This window comes from Devosia sp., from assembly GCF_030689745.1.
Classification (GTDB): domain Bacteria; phylum Pseudomonadota; class Alphaproteobacteria; order Rhizobiales; family Devosiaceae; genus Devosia; species Devosia alba.
The window spans coordinates 18,543-33,806 of the sequence record NZ_JAUYGL010000217.1 but is presented as its reverse complement, the minus strand read 5'-3'; the positions used below and the strand labels follow the sequence as shown (position 1 = coordinate 33,806).

At 64.8% G+C, this 15,264-nt stretch carries 10 protein-coding genes; 8 read left to right on the top strand and 2 right to left on the bottom strand.

All coding sequences use genetic code 11. The features are described 5' to 3' along the window. Positions 1–142 (top strand): short-chain fatty acyl-CoA regulator family protein (locus Q8O80_RS19005; RefSeq protein ID WP_305582207.1); only part of this gene is annotated, 142 nt, incomplete at its 5' end. Between the two features lie 170 nt (positions 143–312). On the opposite strand, the gene Q8O80_RS19000 is transcribed toward Q8O80_RS19005, so the two are convergent. Both Q8O80_RS19000 and Q8O80_RS18995 read right to left on the bottom strand, forming a co-directional pair. Beyond that, positions 313–1,026: a YafY family protein gene (locus Q8O80_RS19000; protein WP_305582201.1), complete on the bottom strand. Its 714-nt coding sequence runs from the start codon at positions 1,024–1,026 to the stop codon at positions 313–315. A gap of 167 nt (positions 1,027–1,193) precedes the next feature. Further along, positions 1,194–2,204 carry an aldose epimerase family protein gene (locus Q8O80_RS18995; RefSeq protein WP_305582198.1) on the bottom strand — a complete coding sequence of 337 codons (1,011 nt, stop codon included), beginning with the start codon at positions 2,202–2,204 and terminating at the stop codon, positions 1,194–1,196. 122 nt (positions 2,205–2,326) lie between these two features. Between Q8O80_RS18995 and Q8O80_RS18990 the strand changes: the two genes are divergently transcribed. From Q8O80_RS18990 to murJ, 7 genes are all read left to right on the top strand, one after another. Beyond that, on the top strand, positions 2,327–3,370 hold the full coding sequence (locus tag Q8O80_RS18990) for a LacI family DNA-binding transcriptional regulator (protein ID WP_305582196.1): 1,044 nt from the start codon (positions 2,327–2,329) through the stop codon (positions 3,368–3,370). Positions 3,371–3,462: 92 nt separating this feature from the next. Beyond that, positions 3,463–4,926 (top strand): xylulokinase, encoded by a 1,464-nt coding sequence (gene xylB / locus Q8O80_RS18985; RefSeq protein WP_305582194.1) that lies wholly within the window; start codon positions 3,463–3,465, stop codon positions 4,924–4,926. Continuing rightward, positions 4,923–6,230, top strand: coding sequence for a xylose isomerase (gene xylA, locus Q8O80_RS18980; protein WP_305582192.1), 1,308 nt, complete (start codon positions 4,923–4,925; stop codon positions 6,228–6,230). Before xylB ends, xylA begins: the two co-directional genes overlap by 4 nt. A gap of 168 nt (positions 6,231–6,398) precedes the next feature. After that, the gene (locus Q8O80_RS18975; RefSeq protein WP_305582190.1) at positions 6,399–8,024 is read left to right on the top strand and encodes a glycoside hydrolase family 43 protein; all 1,626 of its coding nucleotides are present in this window, start codon (positions 6,399–6,401) and stop codon (positions 8,022–8,024) included. Between the two features lie 179 nt (positions 8,025–8,203). Then, positions 8,204–10,909: a DNA mismatch repair protein MutS gene (mutS, locus tag Q8O80_RS18970; protein WP_305582188.1), complete on the top strand. Its 2,706-nt coding sequence runs from the start codon at positions 8,204–8,206 to the stop codon at positions 10,907–10,909. Next, on the top strand, positions 10,890–13,685 hold the full coding sequence (locus Q8O80_RS18965) for a [protein-PII] uridylyltransferase (RefSeq protein WP_305582186.1): 2,796 nt from the start codon (positions 10,890–10,892) through the stop codon (positions 13,683–13,685). Before mutS ends, Q8O80_RS18965 begins: the two co-directional genes overlap by 20 nt. Before the next feature lie 3 nt (positions 13,686–13,688). Next, positions 13,689–15,248, top strand: a complete 1,560-nt coding sequence (gene murJ, locus Q8O80_RS18960; protein WP_305582184.1) for a murein biosynthesis integral membrane protein MurJ — start codon at positions 13,689–13,691, stop codon at positions 15,246–15,248. The last annotated feature ends 16 nt before the right edge of the window (positions 15,249–15,264 follow it).

Here is a 15,264-nt window from a genome sequence, read left to right as displayed (position 1 = left end):
CCGCTACAACGCGCCGCGCCGCTATATGTCGATCGGGCTGGGCTGCTCGATCCACCACGCCAAGGAAATGATCTATGCCGATGGCATGGATCTGACCGGCGACAGCCAGGTGGTGCCCATTGGCGTGGGTTGCCGCATCTGACCGCGCCTGCAATGCGGCCAGCGCGCCCATCCCCCGGCCGACCACCGCTTCGAGTTCGATCCAACCAATCGCCCCGAAAGCCTTTATGGGCGGATGTAGCTGACCGCAATCCCGGTCGACGCCCTCCCCGTCAGGGGGGCGGAGCCGGGCGGTGGGGGGCAAATTTCTGCCTATCCCGGCTGATCCCTGCCGTTGTGGCGCGGGTCATGCTGCCAGCTGTCGCGCCATTCGCGCTCCAGCACCGCCCGGCGCTTGCCATAGCGCTCTTGGGTCACGGTGAGCGTCTCGATGCGGTCGGTGCGGAAATTGCGGAAGGCCCCGCGCAGACAGCACCAGGCGGCGATGGTCTGCTTGCCCTCATAATAGGCCAGTTGCACCGGCCAGATGGTGCGCTCGGTCGCATTGCCCGCTTCATCGCCATAGGCGATCTGCACGGCCTTCTCGGTGCGCATCGCCTGGCGCACCTGCCCCAGCACCGGCATGGGCGTTTTCGCGCTCCACACCGCCACCGGCCACAGCCCGGTATCATTGATTCGGTCGCGCAAATCCTCCGGCGAGGCGGTGGCGATCTTGGCCAGGGCGTTCCGGGCGGCCGCGCCCAGCCCGTCATCGGGCTGCGCCCCGACCCAGCGCGCGCCCAGCACCAGCGCTTCCAGCTCCTCGGGCGTAAACATGAGCGGCGGCAGGAAAAAGCCGGGTTTCAGCATATAGCCAACCCCCGCCTCGCCATCGATCGGCGCGCCCAGCCCGATAAGCGTCTGCACATCGCGATACAGCGTGCGCACTGAAACGCCCTGCTCTTCAGCCAGGCTGGCCGCCGTGACGGGCAGCCGGTGCCGGCGCAGCGCATCCATGATCGCGAACAGGCGCTCGGTCTTGTCCATGGCCAAAACTCCTCAGGCGCACTGGCATGCCAGATTCCCGGCAAGCCGCCAAGATGCGGGCTGCCTTCACTTCTATCGGTGCCCCTGTGGTGAGCCATTGTCGTCTCCCCAGATCGTCCGGAGGAGACGCTGTCACAGCGTGCTGACGGAAACTGGCAGCAGCAGCGCTAGGCGATCTCGATTTCGCACCAATGACTATAGGGACGGTCGGGCGAGTAGATCACATTGGGGAAGTGCGGATTGTGCACCGCATCGGCAAAGGCCTGATCTTCAAGGCAAAAGCCGGAATGCTTGCCATAGGTTTTGCCGTTCAGGCCCGGCACCGGCACGTCGGTCCATACCCCGTTATAAACCTGCACGCCCGGCCGGTCGCTCCACAGTTTGAGTGTCAGCGCCTGATCGGGACCGACCACGGTGGCAATCGGGTCGACCAGTTTGCGGCCGGTATCGAGCACCATGCCGATATCATAGGCCACCGGCGCGCCCGCCGCGTCGCGCATGGTGCGTGGCGTGCGCAGATCATATTGCGTGCCGGCCGAGGGCAGGATGGCGCCGGTTGGCGCCAGATCGGCGCCCAGCTCGGTATAGGCACTCGAATTGACCTGGATGGTGTGATCGAGCACGTCATCCGTGCGGCCCAGATTGAAATACTGGTGCTGCACCAGGCTGATCGGCGTTGCCTGATCGGTGGTGGCATCGAGCTCGAGCCGCAGCACATTGCCCTTGAGCGAATAGGTCGCCGCAAAGTTCACATTGCCCGGATAGCCCATCGCCCCGTCGGGGCTGAAATGGCTGAAACGCACGGCATTGTTGGCCTCATCGACCTGCCCCTTCCACACCTGGCGGCCCAGACCTTCCGCCCCGCCATGCAATTGCAGCGAGCCGGCATTGGGTGGCAGCTGGTAGGTCTTGCCGTTCAGCGCGAACGAGGCGTCCTTGATGCGGTTGGCAACGCGGCCGGCCAGGGCGCCAAAATGCGGGCTGTGCGCCAGATAGGCCGCCAGCGTGTCAAAGCCCAGCACGACTGTGCGCTCGCCACCCGCCACCGGCACGCGCCAGTCGCGCACTGCCACGCCATAGCCGATGAGATCGACGCTGACGCCGGTGTCGCTGAGCAGCGTAAACTGGTCGACGCGCTGCTCGTTATGGGTGCCGAAAGTTGAAACCGCGATGGCCATGCTGTGCTTCCCCTGGAATTTGCGCAAAGCTCTAGCCTGCTTTTTGCGCCTTCTGCAACGGCGCACTTGACCTTTTCGGGGCGGCTGCCAAAGCTCGCGCGAGGCAAGCTGGAGGGACAGGGGTGAACGAAATCGGTCTGAGCCGCCGCGCCACGGTCCATGATGTGGCCCGCGCGGCCGGTGTATCGCTGGCTACGGTTGATCGCGTGCTCAACGGCCGCCCCGGCGTGCGCGCCGCTACGGCCGAAAAGGTCGAGGCCGCCATTGCCGCGATCGGCTTTCAGCGCGATCTGTCGGCCTCGCTGCTGGCCCGCGCCCGCGATCTCAAACTGACCTTCATCATCCCCGATGGCTCCAACGAGTTCATGGCGCGCCTGGCCGAAGCGGTGAGGCGCCGCGCCAGCCAGGCCCTGAGCGAACGCATGCATATCCAGACCCGGCGCATCAAACCGCTCGATGGCGATGCCCTGGCGCACAGCCTTGACGGGCTCGACCCGCGCGATTGCGACTGCGCCATTATCGTCGCCAGCCAGGCGCCCAGCGTGGTGGCCGCCGTCGATGCCGCCAGCCGGCGCGGCGTGGTGGTGATGACCCTGGTCTCCGATCTCCCCGACTCGCAACGCCGCCATTTCATCGGCATCGACAATGTCGCCGCCGGCCGCACCGCCGGGGCGCTGCTGGGCCGGTTCCTGCCGCAGGGTGGCAAGGTGGCGGTGATCGCCGGCTCGCTGCATCTGCGCGACCACGCCGACCGTCTGGCGGGATTCGCGGCAGTGCTGGAAGCCGAATTTGCCGGTGTCGCGATTATCGGCCCGATTGAGGGCCATGATGAGCGCAGCCAGACCGCAACGCTGGTCGGCGATCTGCTGGCCCGCCACCCCGATCTCGCCGGCGTCTATAATCTGGGCGCCGGCAATGCCGGTCTGGTCGCGGCGCTGCAAGCCTCCGGCCGGGCTGGCGCCATTCGGGTGATCGCCCACGAGCTGACCGAGCCGACCCGGCGCGGGCTGCAATCGGGCGCCATTGATGTGGTGCTGGACCAGAACCCGGACGGCGAAATTCGCGCTGCTCTGGCGGCGGCCCGCAGCCTGGCCCTGGGGGGCAATGGCAGTGCTGTCATCGACCCCATTGAAATCGGTATTTTCCTGCGCGACAATCTGCGCTAACAAGAGCGCCATTCATCACACCGGCGCGGCCCGAAATGGGGCTGGGAGGACGTTAAGATGTTGTTCATGGTTTGGATTGAGGTACGTGCCTCATGACCTATTTGGGCATTGATATCGGCACTTCCGGGGTCAAGGCACTGCTCATCGACGAGCATGGTCGCGCCCTGGGCGACGCCGCCGCCGCGGCTGTGGAACCGGTCCGGCCCCATCCCGGCTGGTCCGAGCAGAACCCGGCCGACTGGTGGACCGCCACCCTGGCCGCCATCGACATGCTCAAGGCATCCCATCCATCAGAACTCGCCTCGGTGCGCGGCATTGGCCTGTCCGGCCACATGCATGGCGCGACGCTGCTGGACAAGAATGACGACGTGCTGCGCCCCGCCATCTTGTGGAATGACGGGCGCTCGGCCGCCGAATGCAAGGAAATGGAAGCGGCGCTCCCCGGCCTGCGCGATATTGCCGGCAATATCGCCATGCCCGGCTTCACCGCCCCCAAGATTGCCTGGGTGCGCAAGCACGAGCCGCAGATTTTCGAGAAGATCGCCAAGGTCCTGCTGCCCAAGGCCTATGTGCGGCTGCTGCTGACCGGGGAATATGTCGAAGACATGAGCGACGCCGCCGGCACGCTCTGGCTCGATGTCGGCAAGCGCGACTGGTCCGACGCGCTGCTCGCCGTTACCGGGCTTGACCGCAGCCACATGCCGCGCCTCGTCGAAGGCTCGGCGGTCTCGGGCAATCTCAAGCGTGAACTGGCCCAGCGCTGGGGCATGGAGGGGCTGGTGGTCGTGGCCGGCGGCGCCGGGGATAACGCGGCCGCGGCCTGCGGTATCGGCGCCATCCGCCCCGGCGAAGGCTTTGTCTCGCTCGGCACCTCGGGCGTGCTGTTTGTCTCCAACGACAAGTTCCGCCCCAATACCGAGGGCGCCGTGCACGCCTTCTGCCACGCCGTGCCGGACACCTGGCACCAGATGGGGGTCATCCTGTCGGCCACCGATTCGCTGAACTGGCTGAGCAGGATCACCGGCCAGAAGCAGGCGGCCTTGTCCGGCGCGGCCGAGGCGCAGTTCACCGGTCCCGGCGAGGAGATCTTCCTGCCCTATCTCTCGGGCGAGCGTACGCCGCACAACAATGCCGCCGCGCGCGGCAGTTTCGTCGGCCTCAGCCATCTCTCCGATCCGGCCAGGCTGGCCCAGGCGGTGATGGAAGGCGTGGCCTTTGCCTTCCGTGACAGCCAGCGCGTGCTGGCCGATGCCGGCACCCGCATCGACCGCCTGCTGGCCGTGGGCGGCGGCTCCAGATCCGCCCTGTGGCTCAAGCTGATCGCCACCAATCTCGACATGGAAATCGCCCTGCCCGAGGACGGTGACTTTGGCGGGGCGCTGGGCGCTGCCCGGCTCGGTCTCTGCGCCGCCGAGGGCGCCAGCCCTGCCACGGTGATGACCATGCCGCCGATCAAGACCATCATTGCGCCCGACAAATCCCTGTCGGCCGCCTATGCCGAGCAATATGCGCGCTACCGCGCCCTTTATCCCGCCATCGAGGAGGCAATTTCGTGAGTGATTTTTTCAAGGGCATCGCACCCGTCAAATTCGAGGGTGCCAACAGCACCAATCCGCTGGCCTATCGCCACTACAACAAGGACGAAATGGTCGCCGGCAAGACCATGGAAGACCATATCCGCCCCGCTATCGCCTATTGGCACACCTTTGCCTATGAGGGCGGCGACCCGTTTGGCGGCCGCACCTTTGACCGCCCCTGGTATGACAATGGCCTGGAGGGCGCCAAGCTCAAGGCCGAGGTGGCGTTTGAATTCTTCGACCTGCTCGACGCGCCGTTCTTCTGCTTCCACGATGCCGATATCGCCCCCGAAGGCGCCACGCTGGCCGAATCCAACCGCAACGTCCGCGCCATCGGCGAGATCTTTGCCAAAAAGATGCAGTCAAGCCGCACCAAGCTGCTCTGGGGCACGGCGAACCTGTTCTCCAACCGCCGCTACATGGCGGGCGCCGCCACCAATCCCGATCCCGAAGTGTTCGCCTATGCCGCCGCCCAGGTGAAGAACGTGCTCGAACTGACCCATGAACTGGGTGGCGAGAACTATGTGCTCTGGGGTGGCCGCGAGGGCTATGAAACCCTGCTCAATACCAAGATCGGCCAGGAGCAGGACCAGATGGCCCGCTTCATCCATCTGGTGGTCAATCATGCCGAAAAGATCGGCTTTACCGGCCAGATCCTGATAGAGCCCAAGCCGCAGGAACCGAGCAAGCACCAGTATGATTTCGACGTTGCCACGGTCTATGGCTTCCTCAAGAAGTACGATCTCGACACGAAGGTGAAGTGCAATATCGAAGTGGGCCATGCGTTCCTGGCTAACCACTCCTTCGAGCATGAACTGGCCCTGGCCGCCTCGCTGGGCATGCTGGGTTCGGTCGACGCCAACCGCAATGATATCCAGTCCGGCTGGGATACCGACCAGTTCCCCAACAATGTGCCCGAGACGACTTTGGCCTTCTACCAGATCCTCAAGAATGGCGGTCTGGGCAAGGGCGGCTTCAATTTCGACGCCCGCGTGCGGCGCCAGTCGCTCGATCCCGCCGATCTGCTGCACGGCCATATCGGTGGTCTCGATGTGCTGGCCCGCTCGCTCAAGGCGGCGGCCGCGCTGATCGAGGATGGCGCCTATGACAAGATTGTCGACGAGCGCTATGCCGGCTGGAACCAGGCCGGTGCCCAGGCCATGCTCAAGGGCGAGCGCACGCTCGAACAGATCGCCGCCTGGGTGGAAGCCGAAAACATCAACCCGCAGCCGCGCTCGGGCCAGCAGGAATATCTCGAAAACCTGATCAACCGCTTCGTTTGATGAGCATGGGTGGGGGCACGACCCGTCCCCACCACAGATCGTCACCCTCGGGCTTGATCCGAGGGGCCTTAACGTAACCAGCGCCGCAAGAAGTGCAGAGCCCTCGGGTCAGCCCCGAGAGTGACGCCCAGTGCGGGTGGCCGCTTTTATCCTGTCGGGAGTCGTTCCATGCCCCAACTGACCAATCCCATCCTGCCCGGCTTCAATCCGGACCCCTCCATTCTGCGGGTCGGCGAGGACTACTACATCGCCACCTCGACCTTTGAGTGGTTTCCGGGGGTGCAGATCCATCACTCGAGGGATCTGGCGAACTGGACGCTGCTGACCCGGCCGCTGACCCGCAAGACACAGCTCGACATGCGCGGCGACCCCGACAGCTGCGGCGTCTGGGCCCCCTGCCTCAGCCATGACGGCGAAAAATTCTGGCTGGTCTATACCGACGTCAAGCGCAAGGACGGCTCGTTCAAGGACGCCCATAATTACATCGTCTGGGCCGACAATATCGAGGGCCCGTGGTCCGATCCGGTCTACACCAATTCCTCGGGCTTTGATCCCAGCCTGTTCCACGACGATGACGGCAAGAAGTGGTTCGTCAACATGCTGTGGGACCACAGGCGGCGCCCGCTGCTGTTTGCCGGCATTGCGCTGCAGCAGTTCGACCCCGTGGCCGGCAAGCTGGTCGGTCCGGTGACCAATATCTATCAGGGCACCGATCTCGAGCTGGTGGAAGGCCCCCATCTCTACAAGCGCAACGGCAAGGACGGCCAGCCCTGGTACTATCTGCTGACCGCTGAAGGCGGCACCGGCTATGACCATGCCGTGACCTTTGCCCGCTCGCGCACCATCGAGGGGCCCTACCAAACCCACCCCGACAAGCACATCGTCACCGCCAAGGATGCCCCGCTCAATCCGCTGCAGCGTGCTGGCCATGGCGATCTGGTCGATACCCCCGATGGCAAGACCTATCTGGTCCATCTCAGCGGTCGCCCGACCACCCAGAAGCGCCGCTGCGTGCTGGGCCGCGAAACCTCGATCCAGGAAGCCTATTGGGGCGATGACGACTGGATTCACGTGAAACACGGTCCGGTCCCTTCGCTGCATGTCGAGGTGCCCGGCACGCGCGACGACACCGCCTATTGGGCCGAGCAGCGCTACAGCTTCGCCCAGGGCCTGCCGCTTGATTTCCAGTGGCTGCGCACCCCCGAGCCCGAGCGCATCTTCACCACCGATGGTGGCAAGCTGCAACTGATCGGCCGGGAATCGATCGGCTCCTGGTTCGAGCAGGCGCTGGTGGCGCGGCGGCAGACCCATTTCAGCTATGATGCTGAAACCGTCATCGATTTTACCCCGACCGATGAACGCACCATGGCCGGGCTGACCGCCTATTACAGTCGGTTCAATTTCTTCTATCTGGCGGTGACCGCCCATTCCGACGGGCAACGCGAACTGCTGATCATGAGCTCGGAAATGAGCCATCCTGACGGCAGGCTCAATTTCCCGGCCGCCCCGGTACAGATCCCCAATGCCGGCAAGGTCAGGCTGGCACTGACGGTGCGCGGCCCCGAGCTGCAGTTTTTCTATGCCCTTGAGGGCCAGGATCTGCAGCCCATCGGCCCCGTGCTCGACGCCTCGCTGCTCTCGGACGAATGCGGTGGCCATGCCGAGCATGGCAGCTTTACCGGTGCCTTTGTCGGCCTTGCCGCCCAGGATCTGAACGGCACGGCCAGTACCGCCGAATTCGAGCATTTCATCTATCGGCCGGTGCATCACCACACCGATCGCTACGAAGTCTGATCGCGTTCACCTCCCTTCGAGCCGGAGCCACAGCGCTCCGGTTCGAGATGGCAGGTAAGGGCGCGTGGCGCGCGCCAGTCGCGGCGTGTGAACGAGGCGGGTAAATCCGGACCCATCCGGTTGGATTCTGCGGGCAAAACCCATATGGTCTCGGCTTTCTCGCCGAGATCAAACCGCCCATGGATCAGCCGCAACTCGAACCCGCCCCCAGCCCGGCCCTGACGCCGATGATGGCGCAGTTTTTCGAGATCAAGGCGGTCAATCCCGGCTATCTGCTGTTTTATCGCATGGGCGATTTCTACGAGCTGTTCTTTGAGGACGCCGAGATCGCCAGCGCCGCGCTGGGCATTGTGCTGACCAAGCGCGGCAAGCATCTGGGGCAGGACATCCAGATGTGCGGCGTGCCCATTCATGCCGCCAATGACTACCTCAACAAGCTGGTCAAGCTGGGCCATCGCGTCGCCATTTGCGAGCAGATGGAAGACCCCAAGGAGGCCAAGAAGCGGGGCGCCAAATCGGTGGTGCGCCGCGGTGTGGTGCGCCTGATCACCGCCGGCACGCTGACCGAAGACGATCATCTCGACGCCCGCGCCGCCAATTTTCTGGCCGCCCTGGCCATGGTGCGGCACGGCGAGACCGATTTTGCCCTGGCCTGGGCTGATATTTCAACCGGCGAGACCTTTACCGCCGACCTTTCCGCTGACCAGTTGCAGGACGAGCTGGCGCGCATTGATCCGGTCGAACTGCTGCTGACCGAGGCCACGCAATCGGCCCTGGTGGAGCGCCATCTGTTCGCCCCCAGCTGGTCAGCCATTGCCCACACCGCGCCGGCGCAGAGCTTTGACAGCGAAACCGCTTCGGCGACCCTGCGCGGCGCCTTTCCCGGCGAGGCATTCGATCCCTCGGTGCTGTCGCGCGCCAGCCGCGCCGCGCTGGGCGCCATCATTGCCTATGTCGGGGAAAGCCAGAAGGGCGTCGGCGTGGCGCTGCGTGCCCCGCTGGCCGAGACCACCAGCACCTATCTGGCCATCGATGCGGCCACCCGCTCCAGCCTCGAACTGCACCAGACCCAACGCGGCCAGGTGCGCGGCTCGCTGCGCCAAGTGATTGATCTGACGGTCACCGCGCCCGGCTCCCGCCTGCTCTCGGCCCGCCTGGCGGCGCCGCTGGCCGATGCCGCGGCCATCAATCAGCGGCTCGATGCGGTCGATCTGCTGGCCAATGACACCATGCTGACCGGCCGCCTGCGCAACGATCTCAAGGCCGTGCCCGATCTGGCCCGTGCCCTCACCCGGCTGGTGCTGGAGCGCGGTGGACCGCGCGATCTGGCCGCCATTGGCGCTGCGATCAGCGCCGCCGCCGCGCTGTCGCGCCACATGGCGCAGCTGGCCGAGTCCCCCGCGGTCATCGCCCGTCTCGCCAGCACGCTCGCCGCCGCCCCGCTGCCCCTGGCTTCGCAGCTGGCGCTGGCGCTTGATGATGAGCTGCCCCTGCTCAGCCGCGACGGTGGCTTTGTGCGGCAGGGCTATGACCAGACCCTCGACGATGAGCGGGCCCTGGCCCGTCAGACCCGCGCTGTGGTTGCCGCGCTGCAGGCAAGGCTGATTGATGAGACCGATGTCCGCTCGCTCAAGATCCGGCACAATGGCGTGCTCGGCTATTTCGTCGAAGTCCCGGCCGGGCACAGCGCCAAGCTGCTGGAGGAGCCGCACCGTCAGGTCTTCATCCATCGCCAGACCATGGCCAATGCCATGCGGTTCACCACCACCGAACTGGCCGACCTCGAAGGCCGCATCGCCCGGGCGCACGAGGCCGCGCTCGACATCGAACTGAAGGTGTTCGCCAGCCTGCGCTACGATGTGCTCAGCCGCACCGATGCCCTGCGCGACCTGGCCGATGCACTGGCCGAACTCGATGTGACCACGGCCCTGGCCCATCTGGCCGCCACCCGCCGCTACACCCGGCCCGAAATCGACACCTCGCTGGCTTTCGAGATCACCGGCGGCCGCCACCCGGTGGTGGAGGACATGGTGCTGGCCGAGGGCCAGAGCTTTGTCGCCAATGACGCCGATCTGTCCGGTGACGACGCCAGCGGCGGTGGTCGGCTCTGGCTGGTGACCGGCCCGAACATGGGCGGCAAGTCGACCTTTCTGCGGCAAAATGCCCTGATCGCCATCCTGGCGCAGATGGGCAGTTTCGTGCCGGCCAGCGCCGCCCATATCGGCGTGGTCGACCGGGTGTTTTCCCGGGTGGGCGCCAGCGATGACATCGCCCATGGCCGCTCAACCTTCATGGTCGAAATGGTCGAGACCGCCGCCATTCTCAACCGCGCCACCCGCCGTTCGCTGGTGGTGCTGGACGAAATCGGTCGCGGCACCGCCACCTTTGATGGTCTCTCGATTGCCTGGGCGGCGGTGGAAGCCCTGCACGAAACCACCGGCTGCCGCGCCCTGTTTGCCACCCATTTCCACGAGTTGACCAGCCTCGCCAAGACGCTGACCCGGGTCTCCAACGTCACCATGAAGGTGCGCGAGTGGGAGGGCGAGGTGGTATTCCTGCACGAGGTGGCGGCCGGCGCCGCCGATCGTTCCTACGGCATTCAGGTGGCGCGGCTCGCCGGGGTGCCCGAGCCGGTGCTGCGGCGTGCCCGCCAGGTGCTGACCGTGCTCGAGCAGCGCTCGACCGGCAGCGCCTCTTCCAGCCAGAAAGCCAGCGTGCTAGATGATTTACCGCTGTTTGCGCATCAATCGGCGCCCACGCCGGTGCAACAAGACCCCGTACTCCTGGCGCTCGACGCGGTTCGTCCTGACGAAATGACCCCCAAACAAGCAATCGACGCCCTCTACGAACTGAAGAAAATCCGCGATGACGCTCGTCGAAGCTGAAGCCAAGCCGCGAAAACCGCTATTCGTTCTCAAATCCGCCAGCACCATTGTCGGCGAGCTGGAGGCCGTCATTGGCGATAACGACCCCAAATCGGGCACGGCGCGCGCCGCTGTCCTGAGCTATATCCGCCAGATTCTGGCCGAGGCCCGCCGACAGGCCGAGGCCGAGCTGCTGGCCAGCGGCAAAGGCGTCCGTTGCGCGCAGAATCTGTGCAGCGCCCAAGACGAAATCATCACCGCCGTGCACATGTTTGCCACGCGGCGCGTCTACCCGGTCGACAACCCCTCCGGCGCCGAAGCTATCGCCCTGTCCGCCGTCGGTGGCTATGGCCGCGGCACGCTGGCCCCCGGCAGCGATATCGATCTGCTGTTCATCCTGCCCTACAAGCAAACGCCCTGGGGCGAGCAGGTCACCGAATACATCCTCTATATGCTCTGGGATCTGGGCCAGAAGGTCGGCCATGCCGTCCGCTCGGTCGATGAATGCATCCGCATGGCCCGCGCCGACATGACCGTGCGCACCGCCACGCTTGAGGCCCGCTTCCTGACCGGCGACAAGGCCCTGTATCAGCAATTGGTGCAGCGGTTCGAAACCGAGATCATGCCCAAGACCGGTCCCGAATTCATCGCCGCCAAGATGAGCGAGCGTGACGAGCGCCACAAGGCCATGGGCAATACCCGCTATGTGGTCGAACCCAATATCAAGGATGGCAAGGGCGGGTTGCGCGATCTCAATGCGCTGTTCTGGATCGGCAAGTATTTCTATCAGGTCAAGACCAGCCATGAACTGGTGGGCAAGGGCGTGCTCAGCGCGGCCGAATACCGGATTTTCTCGCGCGCCGAGGATTTTCTCTGGGCGGTGCGCTGTCATCTGCATTTCGCCACCGGCCGCGCCGAGGAAAAGCTGACCTTTGACATGCAGCCCGAACTGGCCGAGCGCATGGGTTACGCCCAGCGTGTCGGCATGCTCGGGGTCGAGCGTTTCATGAAGCGCTATTTCCTCGTCGCCAAGGATGTCGGCGATCTGACCCGCATCATCAGCGCCTCGCTCGAGTTCAACCACGTCAAGGACATGGATCTGATCGGGCGGGTCTTTGCGCCGTTCCGGCCCGGCCGCAGCAAGATCAAGGGCGAACCCGACTTTGTGCTCGATACCGGCCGGCTCAATATCGCCTCGGCCGAGGTATTCGAAAAGGATCCGGTCAACCTGATCCGCATGTTTCTGGTCGCCGGGCGCGAGCAATTGCTGTTTCACCCCGACGCCATCAAGCGTATTTCGCGTTCCCTGCCCCTGATCGACAAGTCGCTGCGCACCAATCCCCGGGCCAATGAGTATTTCCTGGCCATTCTGACGGCGCCCAAATCGGTGGAGCGCATTCTGCGCCAGATGAACGAGAGCGGCGTGCTCGGCAAATTCGTCCCCGAATTCGGCAAGATCGTCGCGCTGATGCAGTTCAACATGTATCACCACTATACCGTGGACGAGCATCTGATCCGCTCCATCGGGGTCATGGCCGATATCGCCAATGGCGGGCTGGCTGACCAATTGCCGCTGATCCACGAACTGCTGCCCCAGCTCAACGATGTGCGGCTTCTCTATGTGGCGCTGTTCCTGCACGATATTGCCAAGGGCCGCCCGGAAGACCATTCCCTGGCCGGCGCCCGCATTGCCCGCCGCTTCTGCCCGCGCCTGGGCCTCTCCGCGGCGGAAACCGACACGGTGGCCTGGCTGGTCGAATACCACCTGCTGATGAGCGAAATTGCCCAGGCCCGCGATATCCAGGACCCCGAAACCGCCAGGGCCTTTGCCGATGTGGTGCAATCGCCCCAGCGTCTGGCGCTGCTGATGATCCTGACCGCCTGCGATATCCGCGCTGTCGGCCCGGGGGTGTGGACCGGCTGGAAGGGCAGCCTGTTGCGGGCCCTCTATTACGCCACCGAGCCGCTATTGTCGGGCGGGCACAGCCAGGTCACCCAGTCCGACCGCATCAATCAGGCCCGTCAGGAACTCGCCGAGGCCCTCAATGCCTGGCCACCGGCCGAGGTGGAAACCTATATCGAGCGCCATTACGACCATTACTGGCTGCGCGCCGAACCCGAACTGCAGATCGAGCATGCGCGCATGATCCGCCAGGCCGACAAGACCGACGAGGCCTTTGCCGGCTCGATCCGGATCAAGGCCTTCGAGAGCATCACCGAGGTGACGTTCTACACGCCCGACCATCCCCGCCTGCTCTCGCTGATTGCCGGCGCCTGCACCATGCAGGATGCCTCGATCATCGGCGCGCAGATCTTCTCGACCCGCGACGGCCAGGCCCTGGATACCTTCCGCCTGCGACGCGCCTTTACCTCCGATGAGGATGAAAAGGTCCGCGCCACCCGCATCATCGATACCGTCAAGCAATTGCTGCAGGGCAAGCGCCGGGTGCTGATCGATCTGGGCAAGGACAGCCGGCTCAATCGACGGCTGAAGCCCTTCGCCCTGCCCACCCAGGTCACCGTGTCCAATGCGCTGTCGGAAAAATTCACCGTCATCGAGGTGTCGGGTCTCGATCGCACCGGGCTGCTGCATGCCCTCACCCGCGAGATTGCCGATCTCAACCTGACCATCGGCTCGGCCCATATCGGCACCTACGGCGAAAAGGCTGTCGACGTGTTCTATGTCACCGATCTGACCGGCCAGAAGATCACCAGCAAGCCACGGCAGCGCAAGATCCACGATGCGCTGATGGCGGTGTTCCACCCCCGGCCCGAGGCCAAGCCGGCCAATGGCTAGACGGTGAGCCTCTATCGCAATTTTCTCTCGGTGGGCGGACTGACCCTGCTCTCGCGCATTGCCGGCTTCGCCCGCGATGCCCTGATGGCGGCCGTGCTCGGCGTCGGCCCGGTGACCGACGCTTTCTACGCCGCGTTCCGCTTTCCCAACCTGTTCCGGCGGCTGTTTGCCGAAGGCGCGTTCAACACCGCCTTTGTGCCCATGTTCTCCACGACGCTCGAAACCCATGGCGACGCGGCCGCCAAACTGCTGGCCAGTCGCATCATGAGCTGGCTGGTCGCCACCATAGTGGTGGTCACCATCCTCGCCGAGATCTTCATGGAACCCATCATGGCGGTGTTTGTGCCCGGCTTTGATGATCCGGAAAAATTTGCACTGACCGTCTATCTGACGCGCATCATGTTCCCCTATCTGGCCTGCATGTCGCTGATGGCGGCTTATGGTGCCATTCTCAACACGCTGGGGCGGTTCTTTGCGGCGGCCTTCGCGCCGGTCATCCTCAACATCGTCAATATCGCCGCGCTGGTGCCGCTGGCCATTTTTGTGCTCGACGACAAGGCCGACGCTGCCTTCTGGGTCGCCATTGCCACCATGCTGGGCGGCGTTGCCCAGCTGGCCCTGGTCTATGGCGCGGTACGCCGCTCCGGCTTTGTGCCCCGCATCGGCCTGCCCCGGCCCAATCCCGAGGTGCGCCGCTTCTGGTTGCTTGCCATTCCGGCCATCCTCGCGGGCGGGATTACCCAGATCAATATCTTCGTGGGCACCATCATTGCCTCGGGCGTCGACGGCGCCATGTCGATCCTGAGCTATGCCGACCGGCTCTACCAATTGCCGCTGGGCATTATCGGCATCGCCATCGGCACGGTGCTGCTGCCCGAACTCAGCCGGCATCTGGGCGCCGGGCGCGACCGCGAGGCCGCCCGAAGCCAGGACCAGTCGCTGCTGCTCGCCATGCTGCTCTCCATGCCCGCCGCCGCAGCCCTTGCGGCGCTGTCAGTGCCCATTGTCCGCGTGCTGTTCGAGCGGGGCGCCTTTGATGTCGCGGCAACCGCGGGCGTGGCCGAGGCCCTGGTGGGCTATGCCTGGGGACTGCCGGCCTTCGTGCTGATCCGGGTGCTGCAGCCGGGCTTTTTCTCGCGCCAGGATACCGTCACCCCTACCATTTTTGCCGGCATTTCAGTGCTGGCCAATATCGGCATCTCGCTCTGGCTCTTTCCTAGCCTGCAGCATGTCGGCATCGCGCTGGCCACCACCATCTCGTCCTGGCTCAATGCCTTCCTGCTGGCGCTGTTCCTGGCCCGGCGCGGCTATTTCGTGCTGGAAGCCGGCTCGATGCGCAAGCATGTGCTGGCCATTGCCAGCAGCCTGGCCATGGCGGGCGTGCTGTATCTTCTGGGCCAGCGGGGCACGGCGATCTTTTCTGCCGGCGCGCCGCTGCTCATCCAAATTGCGGCGCTGTCTGCCATCTGCGCTTTCGGCGCAGCGGTCTATTTTTCTCTGGTCCATTTCACCGGGGCGCAGCCCCTGGGTCAGTTGCTGGCCCGCCTGCGCCGCCGCAGCTGACTTGCATCCTCCCCGC

Coding starts and splice junctions, on each gene's coding strand:
- Q8O80_RS19000 (WP_305582201.1), bottom strand. CDS start 1,026: ATGGACAAGACCGAGCGCCTGTTCGCGATCATGGATGCGCTGCGCCGG.
- Q8O80_RS18995 (WP_305582198.1), bottom strand. CDS start 2,204: ATGGCCATCGCGGTTTCAACTTTCGGCACCCATAACGAGCAGCGCGTC.
- xylB (WP_305582194.1), top strand. CDS start 3,463: ATGACCTATTTGGGCATTGATATCGGCACTTCCGGGGTCAAGGCACTG.
- Q8O80_RS18975 (WP_305582190.1), top strand. CDS start 6,399: ATGCCCCAACTGACCAATCCCATCCTGCCCGGCTTCAATCCGGACCCC.
- mutS (WP_305582188.1), top strand. CDS start 8,204: ATGGATCAGCCGCAACTCGAACCCGCCCCCAGCCCGGCCCTGACGCCG.
- Q8O80_RS18965 (WP_305582186.1), top strand. CDS start 10,890: ATGACGCTCGTCGAAGCTGAAGCCAAGCCGCGAAAACCGCTATTCGTT.